Annotated in this window: 15 protein-coding genes; 10 read left to right on the top strand and 5 right to left on the bottom strand. The window is 74.1% G+C overall.

What is annotated here, in order from left to right:
• Positions 1-45 precede the first annotated feature (45 nt).
• A complete protein-coding gene (locus ABTX60_RS22315) occupies positions 46-1,449 on the top strand; it encodes a hypothetical protein (RefSeq protein WP_352098752.1) in 1,404 nt (467 codons plus the stop codon).
• Between the two features lie 59 nt (positions 1,450-1,508).
• Here ABTX60_RS22315 and ABTX60_RS22310 read toward each other — a convergent pair whose 3' ends face one another.
• Entirely contained in the window at positions 1,509-2,843 is a 1,335-nt protein-coding gene (locus ABTX60_RS22310) for a PH domain-containing protein (RefSeq protein WP_352098751.1), read from the bottom strand.
• Positions 2,840-3,370 carry a PH domain-containing protein gene (locus ABTX60_RS22305; protein WP_352098750.1) on the bottom strand — a complete coding sequence of 177 codons (531 nt, stop codon included), beginning with the start codon at positions 3,368-3,370 and terminating at the stop codon, positions 2,840-2,842. The genes ABTX60_RS22310 and ABTX60_RS22305 overlap by 4 nt, the downstream gene beginning before the upstream one ends.
• A gap of 31 nt (positions 3,371-3,401) precedes the next feature.
• On the opposite strand from ABTX60_RS22305, the gene ABTX60_RS22300 reads away from it, so the two are divergent.
• Positions 3,402-4,553: an NADH-quinone oxidoreductase subunit D gene (locus tag ABTX60_RS22300; RefSeq protein WP_352098749.1), complete on the top strand. Its 1,152-nt coding sequence runs from the start codon at positions 3,402-3,404 to the stop codon at positions 4,551-4,553.
• Positions 4,554-4,578: 25 nt separating this feature from the next.
• Here the strand turns inward: ABTX60_RS22300 and ABTX60_RS22295 are convergent, their stop codons facing one another.
• Entirely contained in the window at positions 4,579-5,589 is a 1,011-nt protein-coding gene (locus ABTX60_RS22295) for an SAM-dependent methyltransferase (protein ID WP_352098748.1), read from the bottom strand.
• Positions 5,590-5,707: 118 nt separating this feature from the next.
• Here ABTX60_RS22295 and ABTX60_RS22290 point away from each other — a divergent pair, with 118 nt between their 5' ends.
• Both ABTX60_RS22290 and ABTX60_RS22285 read left to right on the top strand, forming a co-directional pair.
• Positions 5,708-6,901 carry a sensor histidine kinase gene (locus tag ABTX60_RS22290; RefSeq protein WP_352098747.1) on the top strand — a complete coding sequence of 398 codons (1,194 nt, stop codon included), beginning with the start codon at positions 5,708-5,710 and terminating at the stop codon, positions 6,899-6,901.
• 78 nt (positions 6,902-6,979) lie between these two features.
• Complete coding sequence (locus ABTX60_RS22285; protein ID WP_053669760.1) at positions 6,980-7,648, top strand: response regulator transcription factor; 669 nt, start codon at positions 6,980-6,982, stop codon at positions 7,646-7,648.
• A 105-nt stretch (positions 7,649-7,753) separates the two neighbouring features.
• Here the strand turns inward: ABTX60_RS22285 and ABTX60_RS22280 are convergent, their stop codons facing one another.
• Entirely contained in the window at positions 7,754-8,860 is a 1,107-nt protein-coding gene (locus ABTX60_RS22280) for a DUF5937 family protein (protein ID WP_352098746.1), read from the bottom strand.
• Positions 8,861-9,019: 159 nt separating this feature from the next.
• On the opposite strand from ABTX60_RS22280, the gene ABTX60_RS22275 reads away from it, so the two are divergent.
• On the top strand, positions 9,020-9,220 hold the full coding sequence (locus ABTX60_RS22275) for a hypothetical protein (RefSeq protein WP_352098745.1): 201 nt from the start codon (positions 9,020-9,022) through the stop codon (positions 9,218-9,220).
• Here the strand turns inward: ABTX60_RS22275 and ABTX60_RS22270 are convergent.
• Entirely contained in the window at positions 9,213-10,391 is a 1,179-nt protein-coding gene (locus ABTX60_RS22270; protein WP_352098744.1) for a threonine aldolase family protein, read from the bottom strand. The genes ABTX60_RS22275 and ABTX60_RS22270 overlap by 8 nt on opposite strands.
• A gap of 196 nt (positions 10,392-10,587) precedes the next feature.
• On the opposite strand from ABTX60_RS22270, the gene ABTX60_RS22265 reads away from it, so the two are divergent.
• The 5 genes from ABTX60_RS22265 to ABTX60_RS22245 are packed head-to-tail and all read left to right on the top strand — an operon-like array spanning position 10,588 to position 16,022.
• Positions 10,588-11,526 (top strand): Rossmann-like and DUF2520 domain-containing protein, encoded by a 939-nt coding sequence (locus ABTX60_RS22265; protein ID WP_352098743.1) that lies wholly within the window; start codon positions 10,588-10,590, stop codon positions 11,524-11,526.
• Positions 11,523-12,524: a pantoate--beta-alanine ligase gene (gene panC, locus ABTX60_RS22260; protein WP_352098742.1), complete on the top strand. Its 1,002-nt coding sequence runs from the start codon at positions 11,523-11,525 to the stop codon at positions 12,522-12,524. The genes ABTX60_RS22265 and panC overlap by 4 nt, the downstream gene beginning before the upstream one ends.
• The gene (locus ABTX60_RS22255; protein ID WP_352098741.1) at positions 12,521-14,230 is read left to right on the top strand and encodes an L-aspartate oxidase; all 1,710 of its coding nucleotides are present in this window, start codon (positions 12,521-12,523) and stop codon (positions 14,228-14,230) included. The genes panC and ABTX60_RS22255 overlap by 4 nt, the downstream gene beginning before the upstream one ends.
• A gap of 5 nt (positions 14,231-14,235) precedes the next feature.
• Positions 14,236-15,210 carry a carboxylating nicotinate-nucleotide diphosphorylase gene (nadC, locus tag ABTX60_RS22250; protein WP_352098740.1) on the top strand — a complete coding sequence of 325 codons (975 nt, stop codon included), beginning with the start codon at positions 14,236-14,238 and terminating at the stop codon, positions 15,208-15,210.
• A 14-nt stretch (positions 15,211-15,224) separates the two neighbouring features.
• A complete protein-coding gene (locus tag ABTX60_RS22245) occupies positions 15,225-16,022 on the top strand; it encodes a type III pantothenate kinase (protein WP_031110806.1) in 798 nt (265 codons plus the stop codon).
• The last annotated feature ends 27 nt before the right edge of the window (positions 16,023-16,049 follow it).

Raw genomic sequence — 16,049 nt, 5'->3', positions numbered from 1 at the left:
GGGGTGGGTCACCATGATTCGCCTACGCGCGGTAAGTTTCTGGCCATGCCACGTGGACGTCACCGCCATTCCCCGCCCCTGCACAGGATGCTCCCCCCGTCGGCGATCGCAGGCGTCTCCCTCGTCTGCGCCCTGGGGCCCTGGGTGTTCACGGAGCCGATGGTGCTCCGCGCTCTGGCCGCGGCCGCAGCGGCGACGGCGGTCATCGGCGCGGTCGTACTGCGCCGTTGGGACACCCAGGCGGGCAAGCGCGTCGCCGACCTCACGCGCGCGCGGGCGAGCGACGAGTGGCGCTTCGAGGAACGCGTGGCCGAACTGGAGGCCGACCTCGAGGAGTCGCGCGAGCTGCGCGCGAAGCTGGAGCAGCGGCTGCGCGCCAAGCGCACGGAACTGGCCGGACTGCGCAACGAGCACGCCGCGCTGCTGCGCCGGTACGCCACGGCGGAGGCCGAGCGTGCGAGCGTCCTGGAGGATCGCCGGGTCCTCGAGATAGAGGCGACGGCTCCGGTCCGGGCCGCGCTGCCGGCGGGGGCGTCGGACGCGGTGGAGGCTTCGCCGGAGGCGGACGAGGCGCCTGCCGCGCCCGCCGCTCTCGGCGTCGAGGAGCAGCCCGCGGTGCCCGCCGTGTTCTCGCCGGAGGGCTCCCGGCTGTTCCTGCGGGCCGCGGCCGCACTCGCCCGGTTCGACGGTGAGACGGTTCCGGACCCGGACGGCGGCGGCGACGGCGACGGCGTGCCGAAGGACGAGGACGAGGACAAGGACGAGGCCCCGGAGGCCGCGCAGGAGCCGGAGCGGGAGCAGGCGGAGCAGCGGGAGCAGGCCCGGGAGGACGAGGAGCGGGAGCGGTCCGAGGCGGCCGACGGCCACGAGCGCGCAGCGGCCGAGACGACCGTGCCGGCGGCTGGAACCGTGCTGGCCGACGAGGCCGCGGCCCCCGTGCCGGCCGGCGAGACCGAGACAGGGCAACTCCCGGAACCCGCGCGCCCCGAGCAGTCGGCCCCGGCCGAACAGCCCACCACCCCGGGCCGGTCCGTGCGCCCCGAGCAGTCGGCCCCGGCCGAACAGCCCACCACTCCGGGCCGGTCCGTGCGCCCCGAGGAGCCGGCCCGGGCCGAGCAGCCCGTCGGCCGGCCTTCCGGGCACTACACCGTGCCGACCGCCGTGGCCGTTCCGCCGCAGTCGCCGGTTCGGCGTCCGCCGGCCGGGGGCGGGTTCGACTTCTTCGGCACGAAGGCCGGTACGTCCCCGGCGGCCCTGGAGGCCGTGCAGAACGAGGACCTCGCCGATGTCGTCGGCCAGGAGGCGCTCGCCCTGCACAAGGCCGAGACCGAGGCCCGCTACAAGCCGGCCGACGAGGAGTCGCGCGGCATCGGCCAGGTCATCGACCTGACGGCGCACGACGAGACCGAGCAGATCGACGTACAGGGACTGCGCAGCGCGGTGTCCTGAGGCCTGTGGTGACGAAGGGCCCCCCGGTCATGGCCGGGGGCCCTCCGTCTTTCCGGCCGTCACGCCATCCAGCGGTCGGGCCGCGCGTCCCTGCGCCCCGTCCGGGACCGCTCCGCCTGTGCCGCCAGCAGCTCGCGCGCCTCACCGGCGTCCCGCAGCCGGGCCCGCACCGTCTTGTTCGCGCCGGTGTCCACACACACGTCGGCGACGCCCCGGGCCCGCTCCCACGGCCCCTGCGTCATCCGCACGCTCTGCACCTTGGCGTGCGGCACCAGCGCCAAGCTCCGTCGCAGCAGCCCGGACCGGGCCGCGAACACCGCGCCGGTGACGGCGAGTCCGTACCCGCGCCACCACAGCGGCACGCACCACCGGGCCCTGCTCGGTGCCGGCGACAGCGCCGCGGGCCCCGGCACGCTCACCCCCGGCAGCACGCGCGCGACGACGTCCTCGGCGATCTCGCGCGGAGCGACCGGCACCAGCACGGAGTTGGACGATCCGGCCACGTCCAGCTCCACCCGCACCCAGCCGCGCCGCCGCCACAGCAGCGGTTCCACGATCCGCACGGTCTGCACGCGCCCCGGCGGCACCGTCTCGTGGGCCCGGTCCAGCAGCCCGTGGTCGATGCGCAGCCCGTCGGGCGACTCGCCCACCGTCCAGTCGTACTCGGCGACGAACCGCCCCACGCTGCTCGCGCCCGCCGTGCCCAGCAGCGGCAGGGCGACCGCGAGAACCGTCCACAGGCTGTGGGTGGCCAGCCACAGCACCGGCGGGACGACGAGCGCCGCGGCCAGTGACATCCAGGTGGCGCCCGTCAGCACCAGCGACAGGGCGAGCACGCCGGGCGGCACCCGCAACAGCCGCCGGGACGGGGCCTCGCCGACCTCGTGGGCGGTCTCGGGTGCGAAACCGGCCGCCCGGGCGAGCAGTTCGGCCCGCAGCGTCCGTGCCTCGTCCGCACCGAGGAAGGCCAGCTCGTCCTTCTTGTCGGTGCCTATGACGTCGAGTTTGAGCTTGGCGACGCCCGCGACCCGGGCCAGCAGCGGCTGGGTGATGTCGATGGCCTGGATCCGCTCCAGCCGGATGTGCGCGGTGCGCCGGAAGACGAGCCCGGTACGGATGCGCAGTTCGGCCCCGGTCACCGCGAAGTGGGTGAACCACCAGGAGCAGAAGCCGTAGAGGGCGGCGGCCGGTACGAGCACGGCGAGGCCGATCAGCAGTGTCGTCGTGGTCAGCCGGGTCAGATGGCGCTGCGCCCCGTCGGGATCGTGCACGGCCCAGCCGATGAGCACGGCGACCGGCGCCCAGGCGCGGCGCAGCGGTGTGACGGGGTGCAGCCGCCGCTCGGCCACCTCGGTGGCGGCCTCCGAGGCCTCGGCGGCCTCCGGCGCCGTCACAGCCCCGCCGACCGGGCTTCGCCCAGCTCGGTGAGCCGGTCGCGCAGCCGTTCCGCCTCGGCCGGGTCCAGGCCCGGGATGGTCGCGTCGGTGGCGGCGGCGGCCGTGTGCAGCTGCACGCTGGCCAGCCCGAAGTGCCGCTCGACGGGCCCGGACGTGACCTCGACCAGCTGCATCCGCCCGTACGGCACGACCGTCTCCTCGCGCCACAGCACGCCCCGGCTGATCAGCAGGTCGTCGGCCCGCTCGGCGTACCGCCAGGAACGCCAGTTGCGCTCGGTCATCACCCAGCCCCAGGCCAACAGGGCCAGCGGCGGCAGGGCGAAGGCGGCCCAGACGGGACCGGCCAGCAGCCCCGGCAGCAGCCCGGCCGCCAGAGCGATCAGCCCGAGCCACACGACCAGCAGCAGCCGGCGCATCCTCAGCAGACCGGGCGGCAGCGCGATCCACGCCGGCTCACCCCCGGCCGCCTCGGCCGTGCCCTGTGTCCCGCCCTGCCCCGCCTGGTGCGGACTCCCCGTATCCATGGGGTCAGCGTACGTAGGAGAGACTGTGTCCATGACTCCTACGACGGAGACCATGGTCGGTATCGGCGGCGCCGCGGAGAGCACCGACATGGTGCTCAACATCGGGCCGCAGCACCCCTCCACCCATGGCGTGCTGCGGCTGAAGCTCGTCCTGGACGGCGAGCGCATCAGGCACGCGGAGCCGGTGATCGGCTACATGCACCGCGGCGCGGAGAAGCTGTTCGAGGCACGCGACTACCGCCAGATCATCATGCTCGCCAACCGGCACGACTGGCTGTCGGCGTTCTCCAACGAGCTGGGTGTGGTCCTCGCCGTGGAGCGGATGCTCGGCATGGAGGTGCCCGAGCGCGCGGTGTGGCTGCGCACGCTGCTCGCCGAGCTGAACCGGGTGCTCAACCATCTGATGTTCCTCGGCTCGTACCCGCTGGAGCTCGGCGGGATCACCCCGATCTTCTACGCCTTCCGGGAGCGCGAGGAGCTCCAGCACGTCATGGAGGAGATCTCCGGCGGGCGGATGCACTACATGTTCAACCGCGTGGGCGGCCTCAAGGAGGACCTGCCGGCCGGGTGGACCACGCGCGCGCGTGCCTCCGTCGCCGACGTGCGGTCCCGGATGGACCGGTTCGACGACCTGGTGCTCGGCAACGAGATCTTCCGGGGCCGGACCCGGGGTGTCGGCACCCTCACGCCGGAGGCCGTGCACGCGTACGGGGTGAGCGGGCCGATCGGGCGGGCCTCGGGCGTCGACTTCGACCTGCGCCGGGACGAGCCGTACCTCGCCTACGGCGAGCTGGGCGACGTCCTGAAGGTGGTCACCCGGCAGGAGGGCGACTGCCTCGCCCGCTTCGAGTGCCTCCTGGAACAGACGCACAACGCGCTGGACCTGGCCGACGCCTGCCTCGACCGGCTGGCCGAGCTGCCGCCCGGGCCGGTCAACCAGCGGCTCCCGAAGGTCCTGAAGGCGCCCGAGGGCCACACGTACGCCTGGACCGAGAACCCCCTCGGCATCAACGGCTACTACCTCGTCAGCAAGGGCGAGAAGACCCCGTACCGGCTGAAGCTGCGCTCGGCGTCGTACAACAACATCCAGGCGCTGACGGAGCTGCTGCCGGGGACGCTGGTCGCGGACATGGTGGCGATCCTGGGGTCGATGTTCTTCGTGGTCGGGGACATCGACAAGTAGGGGCCCACTCGGGGACGACAGGGGCTCACCCCGGGAACGGGTCCGGGATCCCGACCGGCTGCACCAGCCAGCCGAAGTCGCCGAGGCCGCCCGCCGCGGTGAGCTCGGCGGCCTCACCGGCGCTCGCGAGGGCGCGTACGTAGGCGGCGGGGTCGGTGGCGGCCAGCGACAGCGGGGGGCGTGCGCCGGTGACGTCCAGGGCGTGCAGTGCCTCGCGCTGGGGGAGCGCGCGTCCGCCGGGGAGCGCGCACGCGTCCAGGGCGACATGGGCCGTGATGTCGCAGGAGCCGTCCGGGACGGGCGTGGTCTCGCGGCCTTCCCGGAACCCGGTGAGCGTGCCGAACGGCGGCCGCGTGCCCGCCGTGTGCGCGTAGTCCACGGCCACGGCGAGTCCCCGCCGCAGCGTCGCGACCGCACCGGCCCAGGCCTCGTCCCGGGGCAGCCCGATCTCGGCGCGCAGCCCCTGCTCGCCCGGCAGCGGCCACCACCGCTCGAGCCACCGCGCGGACGCCCCGCCCACCGGCTCCCCGAGCCGCTCGGTCCCGTCCTGCCGGACCATGACCAGCCGGGCGACCCCGGCGGCGTCCGCCTCCACGACCTCCACGGGCACGTTGTCCAGCCACTCGTTGGCGAACAGCAGCCCGGTCACCCCTTCCGGGGGTGCGGCCAGCCACTCGATCCGGTGATCGAGCCCCGCGGGCCGCTCGGCGATCTCGACGGCGTACGCGCGCGTCCGCGCCGCCACGTCGGCGGGGAGCGCGGCGAGCACCCCGCTGGTCAGCTCACCCCGCCCGGCCGCCATGTCCACGAAGTCCAGCACCGCGGGCCGCCCCAGCGCCTCGTCGACCCGGCACAGCAGCCGGGCCACGGCCCCCGCGAACAACGGCGACGCGTGCACGGACGTGCGGAAATGCCCGGCCGGTCCCTCCGCGCGCCGGTAGAAGCCACCCGGCGCGTACAGAGCGTCCTGCGCCGCCGCGCGCCACCCGCGCCACTCCTGCCACTCGTTCCGCTCGTCCCTCGTCCCTGCCGTCACCGGGCCAGACTATGTGGACACAACGAACGCAACTCCACCTTGGGGAGTACGCGCGCCCGGTGCGGATCGGCCCTCCGGTTGACCCCTGCACCTATCGCGCTTCCCTACGCTGGGTTACGTGCAGCGCCTCTATGACTTCCTCCGCAGGCACCCGACGTGGGTCGACGCCACCTGGGCCGTCGTTCTCCTCGGGATTTCGGTGCTGGGCGGTGCGGCGGGCAAGCGGGTCGGCCCCTGGTCCGTGGTCGTTCCGATCACGGTGCTGCTGAGCCTGGTGGTCGCGTTGCGCCGCCGGATGCCGGAGAAGATGCTGCTGCTCGCGGCGGCGGTCGGCGTGGCGCAGCTGGTCACCGACGTCGCGATCCTGCCCGCCGACTTCGCCATGCTCGTGATCGTCTACACGGTCGCGGCGGAAGGGGCTCGCTGGGCCTCCCGCTTCGCGCTCGTCGCAGGCCTGTGCGCGGCCCCACTGGCGCAGCTGCGCTGGTCGAACGAGCAGACGGGGGTCGCGGGCGACATCGCTCTGGCGGTCCTCCAGACGGTCCCCTTCGCCCTCGCCTGGGTGCTCGGCGACTCCATCCGCACCCGCCGCGCCTACTTCGCGCAGCTGGAGGAGAGGGCCGCCCGCCTGGAGAAGGAGCGCGAGGCGCAGTCCAAGGTCGCCGTCGCCGCCGAACGCGCCCGGATCGCACGCGAGTTGCACGACGTCGTCGCGCACAACGTGTCGGTGATGGTGGTCCAGGCCGACGGCGCCGCCTACGTCCTGGACGCCGCGCCCGACCAGGCGAAGAAGGCCCTGGAGACCATCTCCTCCACCGGCCGCCAGGCCCTGGCGGAGATGCGCCGCCTGCTCGGCGTGCTGCGCACCGGCGAGCACCAGGAGGCCGGCGAGTACGTACCGCAGCCCGACGTCCAGCAGATCGAGGACCTGGTCGAGCAGTGCCGCGGACACGGACTGCCCGTCGACTTCAAGATCGAGGGCACGCCCCGCCCGCTGCCCAGCGGCGTCGAGCTCACCGCCTACCGCATCGTGCAGGAGGCGCTCACCAACACCCGCAAGCACGGCGGGCCCAACGCGGGTGCGAGCGTGCGCCTGGTCTACTTCGACGACGGCCTCGGCCTGCTCGTCGAGGACGACGGCAAGGGCGCCCCGCACGAGCTGTACGAGGAAGGCGGGTTCGACGGGCAGGGCCACGGCCTGATCGGCATGCGCGAGCGGGTCGGTATGGTCGGCGGCACCCTGGACGCGGGCCCGCGCCTGGGCGGAGGATTCCGCATCAGTGCCCTGCTGCCGCTCAAACCCGCGCACTGACGCCGCCGCACGCCCCTCGCTGACACCTGTAACGCCCGTAACGACCCCTGTGAACGACCCCGACATGGAAGAGGCCCGATGACGATCCGCGTGATGCTCGTCGACGACCAGGTGCTGCTGCGCACCGGGTTCCGGATGGTGCTCGCCGCCCAGCCGGACATGGAGGTCGTGGCGGAGGCGGGCGACGGCGTGGAGGCCCTCCAGGAACTGCGGACGACCGAGGTCGACGTGGTGCTGATGGACGTCCGCATGCCGAAGCTCGACGGGGTGGAGACGACCCGCCGGATCTGCGCGGACACCGACCCGCCGAAGGTGCTCATCCTGACCACCTTCGACCTCGACGAGTACGCCTTCTCCGGGCTGAAGGCGGGCGCCTCCGGCTTCATGCTCAAGGACGTCCCGCCGGCCGAGCTGCTGACCGCGATCAGGGCCGTGCACAGCGGGGACGCGGTGGTCGCGCCCTCCACCACCCGGCGGCTGCTGGACCGCTTCGCACCGATGCTGCCGGGCACCCAGCAGCCCCGGCACAAGGAGCTGGAGCGGCTCACCGACCGTGAGCGCGAGGTCATGGTGCTGGTCGCGCAGGGGCTGTCCAACGGCGAGATCGCGGCGCGGCTGGTGCTGTCGGAGGCGACCGTGAAGACGCACGTGGGCCGCATCCTGACCAAGCTCGGGCTCCGGGACCGGGTGCAGGTCGTGGTGCTGGCCTACGAGACGGGGCTGGTGCGGGCCGGAGGGCACGGCTGACATGCCCGGGCCGGGCCGACCGCGCCGACCCGGCCGTGCTCGCCCGTCGGCGCCGGCCGGCGCGTAGGGCTGCCCCTCGGCCGCTGACCCGCCCGCCCGGGCCGGTTACCTGAGGATCCCTTCCAGGAACTCGCTGCCGAGCCGGGCCACCACCGTCACGTCCAGCTGGTGCAGAACGTAGCGGCCGCGGCGGCGGGTGGTGATCAGGCCCGCCTTCTTCAGCACGGCCAGGTGCCGGGATATCTCCGGCGCCGTCATGCCGAGCACCTGCGCCAGCTCGCTGGTGGTGTGCGCGCTGCGGGCCAGATGGCGGCACATGCGCATCCGCACCTGATGGGACAGCGCGGTCATCCGCAGGGCCAGCTGTTCGAGCGCCTGCGGTGCGGCGAGCTCCGGGGAGCCCACCGGGTAGTGCAGCACCGGCTGCCAGCCGTGCCGGTGCAGGACCATCAGATGCGGCCAGCCGAGACTCGTCGGGACGAGCAGCAGGCCGCCGTCGCCCGTGGTCGTACGGCCGTCGCCCAGCTTGTCGACCGTGATCCGGCTGCCGGCGGCGTCGAGCGTGATCGCCGGCGAGACCGCGGCCAGCCCCTCGGCCAGGCCCCTGCGCCGCAGCAGGTCCGTCTTGTGCCGGGCGTCGGCCGCGAGCTGGTGGCGCAGCCGGGACCAGGCCTCGGCGAAGAACGCCTCCTCGCAGTCCCGCAGGAACTGCCGCAGCCAGGCCCGGATCCTGGGCGGGTCCGCCAGCAGCCGCTCACCGAAGTGCAGTTGCCGCGGACCGCGCGCTGCGGCCAGCTCCAGTGCCCGGCGCCGCGCCTCCGGGTCGGACAGCGTCGTCGAGCCGGACTCGCCGTAACAGGTGCCACACGTGAACTCCAGTGCCGAGTCCACGAACTGCTCGTCGGACAGCTTGTCGAGCTGGTCCAGCTCCTCGGCGAGGGTCGCGCCCGGGAGCGTGCGCCGGTCCGGCAGGCCCGCCCAGGGCAGGAACAGGTCCGAGAACGTCGTCCGCCAAAGGAAGTCCGCCTCGCACATCCGGTCGGCCAGATGCGGGTCGAGCCGGGCCGTCACCGCCGTCACCCAGCCCTGCAGGCCCGGGTGGTGCGCCGGTTCGGACAGCGCGTGCAGGGCCATGCCGAGTTCGGCCAGGGGCGACGGCACGACGGCGACCGCCTCGGGCCGCAGCCCCTCGATGTCGATGTGCACGCTCATGCCCTCATGGTGCACCGGGCCACCGACAACGCCCCCGCCGATTGACGGGCCCCGTCAATCGGCGCGACGCCGTTGACGGTTCGGACGCACGGTGGGACCACCGGGGCAGCCGCGGAGCCTTCGGACCTCCATCACCCCGTCCCGCAGAGGCGATTCACCATGAGCGTCACGCAGCAGTACCTCCTCGACACCTACCGCGCCCGGTCCCTCGGCGAGCCCGGCCCGCCCGCCCCCGGCACCGACGACTGGAAGGTCGTACGGGAGTGGCGCGACGAACGGCACTTCCGTGCCGCCCTGGCGGGCCGCCCGGTCCGCCGCCGGCTCCGGGACGCCCTGAGGCGGTGGCGGCGCCCTACCTGATCCGTTCCGGCAGCCGGGCCGCGAACTCCGCCACCGCCGCCTTCACGTCCTCGGCACTCCATTCCAGGCCGTCGGCCCGCACGTGCACCTCCGTGAGTGCCAGCCCGGGACCGCCCCGGTCCCAGCCGTTGCCGAACAGGACGACCCCCGTCTCCTCGGCCATGCGGACCGCCGCCTCCCCGAGGACGTCCGGCTCGTACGGCAGCCACACCTGGAAGTCGTGGGTGTGCGGCACCTCCGGGTGCACGCGCGCCCACGGCACCCCGGCCGCCGCGAACGCCTCGCGCATCGCGGCGGCCACCACGCGCGCGTGAGCCACGTACTCCGGCAGCCGGGGCAGCTGCCGCTCCAGCCCGACCAGCGCCGACAGCACCGTGGGGAACTGCTGGAAGACCATCCCGCCGTACCGGTGCCGCCAGGTCTTCGCCTCCTCGACGAGTTCCCTCGGGCCCGCGAGCGCCGCGCCGCCGAAGGCCTCCAGGGCCTTGTAGAACGACACGTAGACGCTGTCCGCCAGGCCCGCGATCTCCTCCAGCGGGCGGCCGAAGTGGACCGTGGACTCCCACAGGCGGGCCCCGTCGAAGTGCACCACCGCGTCCCGGTCCCGCGCGGCCTCGACGACCGCGGTGAGTTCCTCCCAGGAGGGCAGCACGAAACCGGCGTCCCTGAGGGGCAGTTCGAGCATCAGCGCCCCGAAGGGCTCGAAGTCGCGCACCTCGGCGGCGGTCGGCAACCGCGGCTCGCTCGTCAGCCGCACCGGCCGCAGCCGGCCGACCTCGCTGAACGCGTTCCGCTCGTGCACCTCGGGATGGCTGAGCGCGTGCAGGGCGACGGCCGGGTTCCCGGTGCGGCCCGCCCAGCAGCGCAGGGCCACCTGCTGGGCCATCGTGCCCGTCGGGAAGAACGCGGCGGCCTCGGTGCCGAGCAGCCCGGCCACCTTCGTCTCCAGCGCCTCGACGACACCGTCGCCGTACACGTCGGACAACTGGTCGAGGTCGTGAACGTCCGCCGCCTCCTCCAGCAGCGCCAGGCGCTCCCGGAGGGTCCGGTGGAAGCCGAAGCGCGCGAACACCCGCCGGGCCCCGTGATGGGCGGCCAGCCGCCGCTCGCGCAGCCGGGCGGCCCGGTCCTCGTCCGTCACCCGGTCGTCGTGTTCCGCCGTATCCGTCATGCCCCGGATCCTGCCGCGCGCGCGGGCGGCAGGGCATCCGCATTTCCGGACGCCCGCATTTCCGGACGCCCCGGCGGGAATGCCGCACGGGCATGCACAGCCTGTGGACGACGAACGTCCCTCGAACCGATCGCGTTAACATGACGAGAAATCGTCCGGTACCCGGAGCGGACTGGAACGGGAAGGCCGCCGTCGAGTGAACACAACCCCACAGCCAGACCCCAAGGACCGCCCCGCGCGGCTCACCGTCGGCGTCGTCGGCGCCGGCCGTGTGGGGCCCGCGCTCGCGGCGTCCCTGCAGCTCGCCGGGCACCGCCCGGTCGCCGTCTCCGCGGTCTCGGACGCCTCCCGGCGCCGCGCCGCGCACCTGCTGCCCGACGTGCCGGTGATGCCGCCCGCCGAGGTCCTGAAGCGGGCCGACCTGGTGCTGCTGACCGTCCCCGACGACGCCCTGCCCGACCTCGTCACCGGCCTCGCCGACACCGGATCCGTCCGGCCGGGGCAGCTCCTCGTGCACACCTCCGGCCGGTACGGGGCGCGAGTCCTCGACCCGGCCCTGCGCGCGGGCGCCCTGCCGCTCGCCCTGCACCCCGCGATGACCTTCACGGGCACGCCCGTGGACGTCCAGCGGCTGGCCGGCTGCTCCTTCGGCGTCACCGCCCCCGAGGAACTGCGCCTGGCCGCCGAGGCCCTGGTCATCGAGATGGGCGGCGAGCCGGAGTGGATCGCCGAGGAGAACCGGCCGCTCTACCACGCGGCGCTCGCCCTGGGCGCCAACCACCTGGTCACGCTGGTCGCCCAGTCCATGGAGCTGCTGAGCGCGGCCGGCGTCACGGCCCCCGACCGGATGCTCGGCCCGCTGCTCGGCGCGGCCCTGGACAACGCCCTGCGCTCCGGCGACGCGGCCCTCACCGGCCCGGTCGCGCGCGGCGACGCGGGCACGGTCGCCGCGCATGTCACGGAGCTGCGCCGGCACGCCCCCCAGACCGTCGCCGGGTACCTGGCGATGGCCCGCGCGACCGCCGACCGGGCCCTGGCCCACGGCCTGCTGAAGCCGGAACTGGCCGAGGATCTCCTCGGGGTACTCGCCGACGGGACCGACGGCACCGACGGCAGCGAAGGGGACCCCCGATGACCACCACCCTCCTCAGCACCGCCGCCGACCTGCACGCACGCGTGCGTGCGGGCCGCCGCGCGGTGGTGATGACCATGGGCGCGCTGCACGAGGGCCACGCCACGCTGATCCGCACCGCGCGCAGCGTCGCCGGGCCGGACGGCGAGGTCGTCGTCACCGTCTTCGTCAACCCGCTCCAGTTCGGCAAGGGCGAGGACCTCGACCGCTACCCGCGCACCCTGGACGCCGACATCGAGCTCGCCGGACAGTCGGGCGCGGACGTCGTGTTCGCGCCCTCCGTGGACGAGGTCTACCCCGGCGGCGAGCCCGAGGTCCGCATCACCGCCGGCCCCATGGGCGAGCGCCTGGAGGGCTCCTCCCGCCCCGGCCACTTCGACGGCATGCTCACCGTCGTCGCCAAGCTGCTGCACCTCACCCGCCCCGACGTCGCCCTGTACGGGCAGAAGGACGCCCAGCAGCTCGCCCTGATCCGCCGCATGGTGCGCGACCTGAACTTCGGCGTGGAGATCGTCGGGGTGCCCACCGTCCGCGAGGAGGACGGCCTGGCCCTGTCCAGCCGCAACCGCTACCTGTCGGCCGCCGAGCGGCGCACCGCCCTCGCCCTGTCCGGTGCCCTGTTCGCGGGCCAGGACCGGCATGCCGCGCAGGAGGCACTGCGGGCCCGGGCGCGCGAGGTGCCCGCCACGCGCGCGCGTGCCGAGGCGCTCAGCGCCATAGGGGAGTCCCGTGCGGCGGCCGACGCGCACGCCGTGGCGACGGCCGTCCCCGGCGGCCCGGCGGCCGTCCGCGCCGCCGCCCGCCAGGTCCTGGACGAGGCCGCCCGCCTCGAACCGCCGCTCGCGCTGGACTACCTCGCCCTGGTGGACCCGTCCGACTTCACCGAGATCGGGGACGACTTCACCGGCGACGCGGTCCTCGCCGTCGCCGCCCGGGTCGGGGCGACCCGGCTGATCGACAACGTCCCGCTCACCTTCACCAGCTTCGGAGCCGCCTCGTGACCACCACAGGCATACGACTGCACGCGCCCGCCGCCGGGTGGTCCATCACCGCGGACGTGATCGTCGTCGGCTCCGGGGTCGCCGGCCTGACCGCCGCCCTGCGCTGCGAGGCCGCGGGCCTGAGGACGGTCGTCGTCACCAAGGCCCGTCTCGACGACGGCTCCACCCGCTGGGCCCAGGGCGGCATCGCCGCGGCGCTCGGCGAGGGCGACACCCCCGAGCAGCACCTCGACGACACCCTGGTCGCGGGCGCCGGCCTCTGCGACGCGGACGCGGTCCGGCTCCTGGTCACCGAGGGCCCCGGCGCCGTACGCCGCCTCATCGAGACCGGCGCCCGGTTCGACGAGTCCTCCGAGGGCGACCTCGAACTGACCCGCGAGGGCGGCCACCACCGCCGCCGTATCGCGCACGCCGGCGGTGACGCCACCGGCGCCGAGATCTCCCGCGCCCTGGTCGAGGCCGTCCGCGCGCGGGGCATGCGCACCGTCGAGAACGCGCTCGTCCTGGACCTCCTCACGGACGCCGAGGGCCGCACCGCCGGTGTGACCCTGCACGTCATGGGGGAGGGCCAGCACGACGGCGTCGGGGCCGTCCACGCCCCCGCGGTGGTCCTCGCGACCGGCGGCATGGGCCAGGTCTTCTCCGCCACCACCAACCCCTCGGTGTCGACCGGCGACGGCGTGGCGCTCGCGCTGCGGGCGGGCGCGGAGGTCAGCGACCTGGAGTTCGTCCAGTTCCACCCGACCGTGCTGTTCCTGGGCCCGGACGCGGAGGGCCAGCAGCCCCTGGTCTCCGAGGCCGTGCGCGGCGAGGGCGCCCACCTGATCGACGCCGACGGTGTGCGCTTCATGGTCGGGCAGCACGAACTCGCCGAACTCGCCCCCCGCGACATCGTCGCCAAGGGCATCCTGCGCCGCATGCTGGAGCAGGACGCCGAGCACGTGTACCTCGACGGCCGGCATTTCGGCGCGGAGATGTGGGAGCACCGTTTCCCGACGATCCTGGCCTCCTGCCGCGCCCACGGCATCGACCCGGTCACGGACCCCATCCCGGTCGCTCCGGCCGCCCACTACGCCTCCGGCGGCGTCCGCACCGACTCCCACGGCCGTACGACCGTCCCCGGCCTCTACGCGTGCGGCGAGGTCGCCTGCACCGGCGTGCACGGAGCCAACCGGCTGGCGTCCAACTCCCTGCTCGAAGGCCTCGTCTACGCCGAGCGCATCGCGGCCGACATCGTGGCGAACGGCCTGCACGCGCGCGTGCCCCAGCCGGTCCCGCACCCGGAGATCCCCGAGCACCCGCTGCAGACCCCCGAGGCCCGCTTCACGATCCAGCGGATCATGACCGGCGGCGCGGGCGTCCTGCGCTCGGCCGGGTCCCTCACCAAGGCCGCCGACCAGCTCCAGCGCCTGCACACCGACGCCCGGGAGGCCCTCGCCGAGCACGGCAAGACGGCCGAGGCCGGCGTCGACACCTGGGAGGCCACCAACCTCCTGTGCGTGGCCCGCGTCCTGGTCGCCGCCGCCCTGCTGCGCGAGGAGACCCGGGGCTGCCACTGGCGCGAGGACCGCCCCGAGCGCGACGACACCGCCTGGCGGCGCCACATCGTCGTGACCCTGAATCCGGACCGCACGCTGGCCGTGAGCACCACGGACACCACAGACTTCCCCCCGACCCTCCCCACCCAGGCCCCCCAGGAGCAGTGACCGACGTGAGCACCCCCGACCTTCCCCTCGCCTCCTCCGGAGGCTGCGGCGACGGCTGCGCCTGTGGCGCGGACGGCGAGGCATACCTGGAGTGCGGCCTGGACCCCGCGCTCGCCCAGCTCCTCGCCGACGCCGGTCTCGACCCCGTCGAGGTCGAGGACATCGCCAACGTGGCGCTCCAGGAGGACCTGGCCCACGGCGTGGACGTGACGACGGTGGCGACCATCCCCGAGGACGCCGTGGCCACGGCCGACTTCACCGCACGCGAGGCGGGCACGGTGGCCGGCCTGCGCGTCGCCGAGGCGGTCATCTCGGTGGTCTGCGAGGAGGAGCTGGAGATCGAGCGCCACGCCGAGGACGGCGACCGCGTCGAAGCCGGCCAGAAGCTCCTCTCCGTCACCACCCGCACCCGCGACCTCCTCACGGCCGAGCGCAGCGCGCTGAACATCCTGTGCCGCCTGTCGGGCATCGCGACGGCCACGCGCGCGTGGGCGGACGTCCTGGACGGCACGAAGGCCAGGGTCCGCGACACCCGCAAGACCACGCCGGGCCTGCGCTCCCTGGAGAAGTACGCGGTCCGCTGCGGCGGCGGCGTCAACCACCGCATGTCCCTCTCGGACGCGGCACTCGTCAAGGACAACCACGTGGTCGCCGCGGGCGGTGTCGCCCAGGCCTTCCAGGCGGTACGCGAACGCTTCCCGGACGTGCCCATCGAGGTCGAGGTCGACACCCTGGACCAGCTCCGCGAGGTCCTGGACGCCGGTGCCGACCTGATCCTGCTGGACAACTTCACGCCGGGCGAGTGCGCGGAGGCCGTCGCCGTCGTCCGCGGCCGCGCCGCCCTGGAGGCCTCGGGCCGCCTCACCCTCGCCAACGCCAAGGCGTACGCGGACACCGGCGTCGACTACCTCGCCGTCGGAGCCCTCACCCACTCCTCGCCGATCCTGGACATCGGCCTGGACCTGCGGCCGGCGGAGTAGGGGCGGTAGGGGTCATGCTGCTGACGATCGACGTGGGAAACACCCACACCGTGCTCGGCCTGTTCGACGGCGACGAGATCGTCGAACACTGGCGCATCTCCACGGACGCGCGCCGCACGGCCGACGAACTGGCCGTCCTCCTCCAGGGCCTGATGGGCATGCACCCGCTCCTCGGCGACGAGCTGGGCGACGGCATCGACGGCATCGCCATCTGCGCCACCGTCCCCTCGGTCCTGCACGAGCTCCGCGAGGTGACCCGCCGCTACTACGGCGACGTGCCCGCGATCCTCGTCGAGCCGGGCGTCAAGACGGGTGTGCCGATCCTCATGGACAACCCCAAGGAGGTCGGCGCGGACCGCATCATCAACGCGGTCGCGGCGGTCGAGCTCTATGGCGGCCCCGCCATCGTCGTCGACTTCGGCACGGCGACGACGTTCGACGCCGTCAGCGCGCGCGGTGAGTACGTCGGCGGGGTCATCTCGCCCGGCATCGAGATCTCCGTCGAGGCCCTCGGTGTCCGCGGTGCCCAGCTCCGCAAGATCGAGGTGGCGCGGCCCCGCAGCGTCATCGGCAAGAACACGGTCGAGGCGATGCAGTCGGGCGTCATCTACGGCTTCGCCGGCCAGGTCGACGGCGTCGTCAACCGCATGGCCCGCGAGCTGTCGGAGGACCCCGACGACGTCACGGTCATCGCGACGGGCGGGCTGGCCCCGATGGTGCTGGGCGAGTCGTCGGTGATCGACGAGCACGAACCGTGGCTGACGCTGATCGGGCTGCGGCTGGTGTACGAGCGGAACGTGTCGCGCATGTGAGGTGCCGAGGGGCGGGCGGGTGCTCTG

Origin of the sequence: Streptomyces sp. NPDC126510, assembly GCF_040302345.1 — a bacterium.
GTDB lineage: Bacteria > Actinomycetota > Actinomycetes > Streptomycetales > Streptomycetaceae > Streptomyces.
Note: the sequence above shows the minus strand (reverse complement) of the source record. Positions and strands in the feature narration are given on the sequence as shown.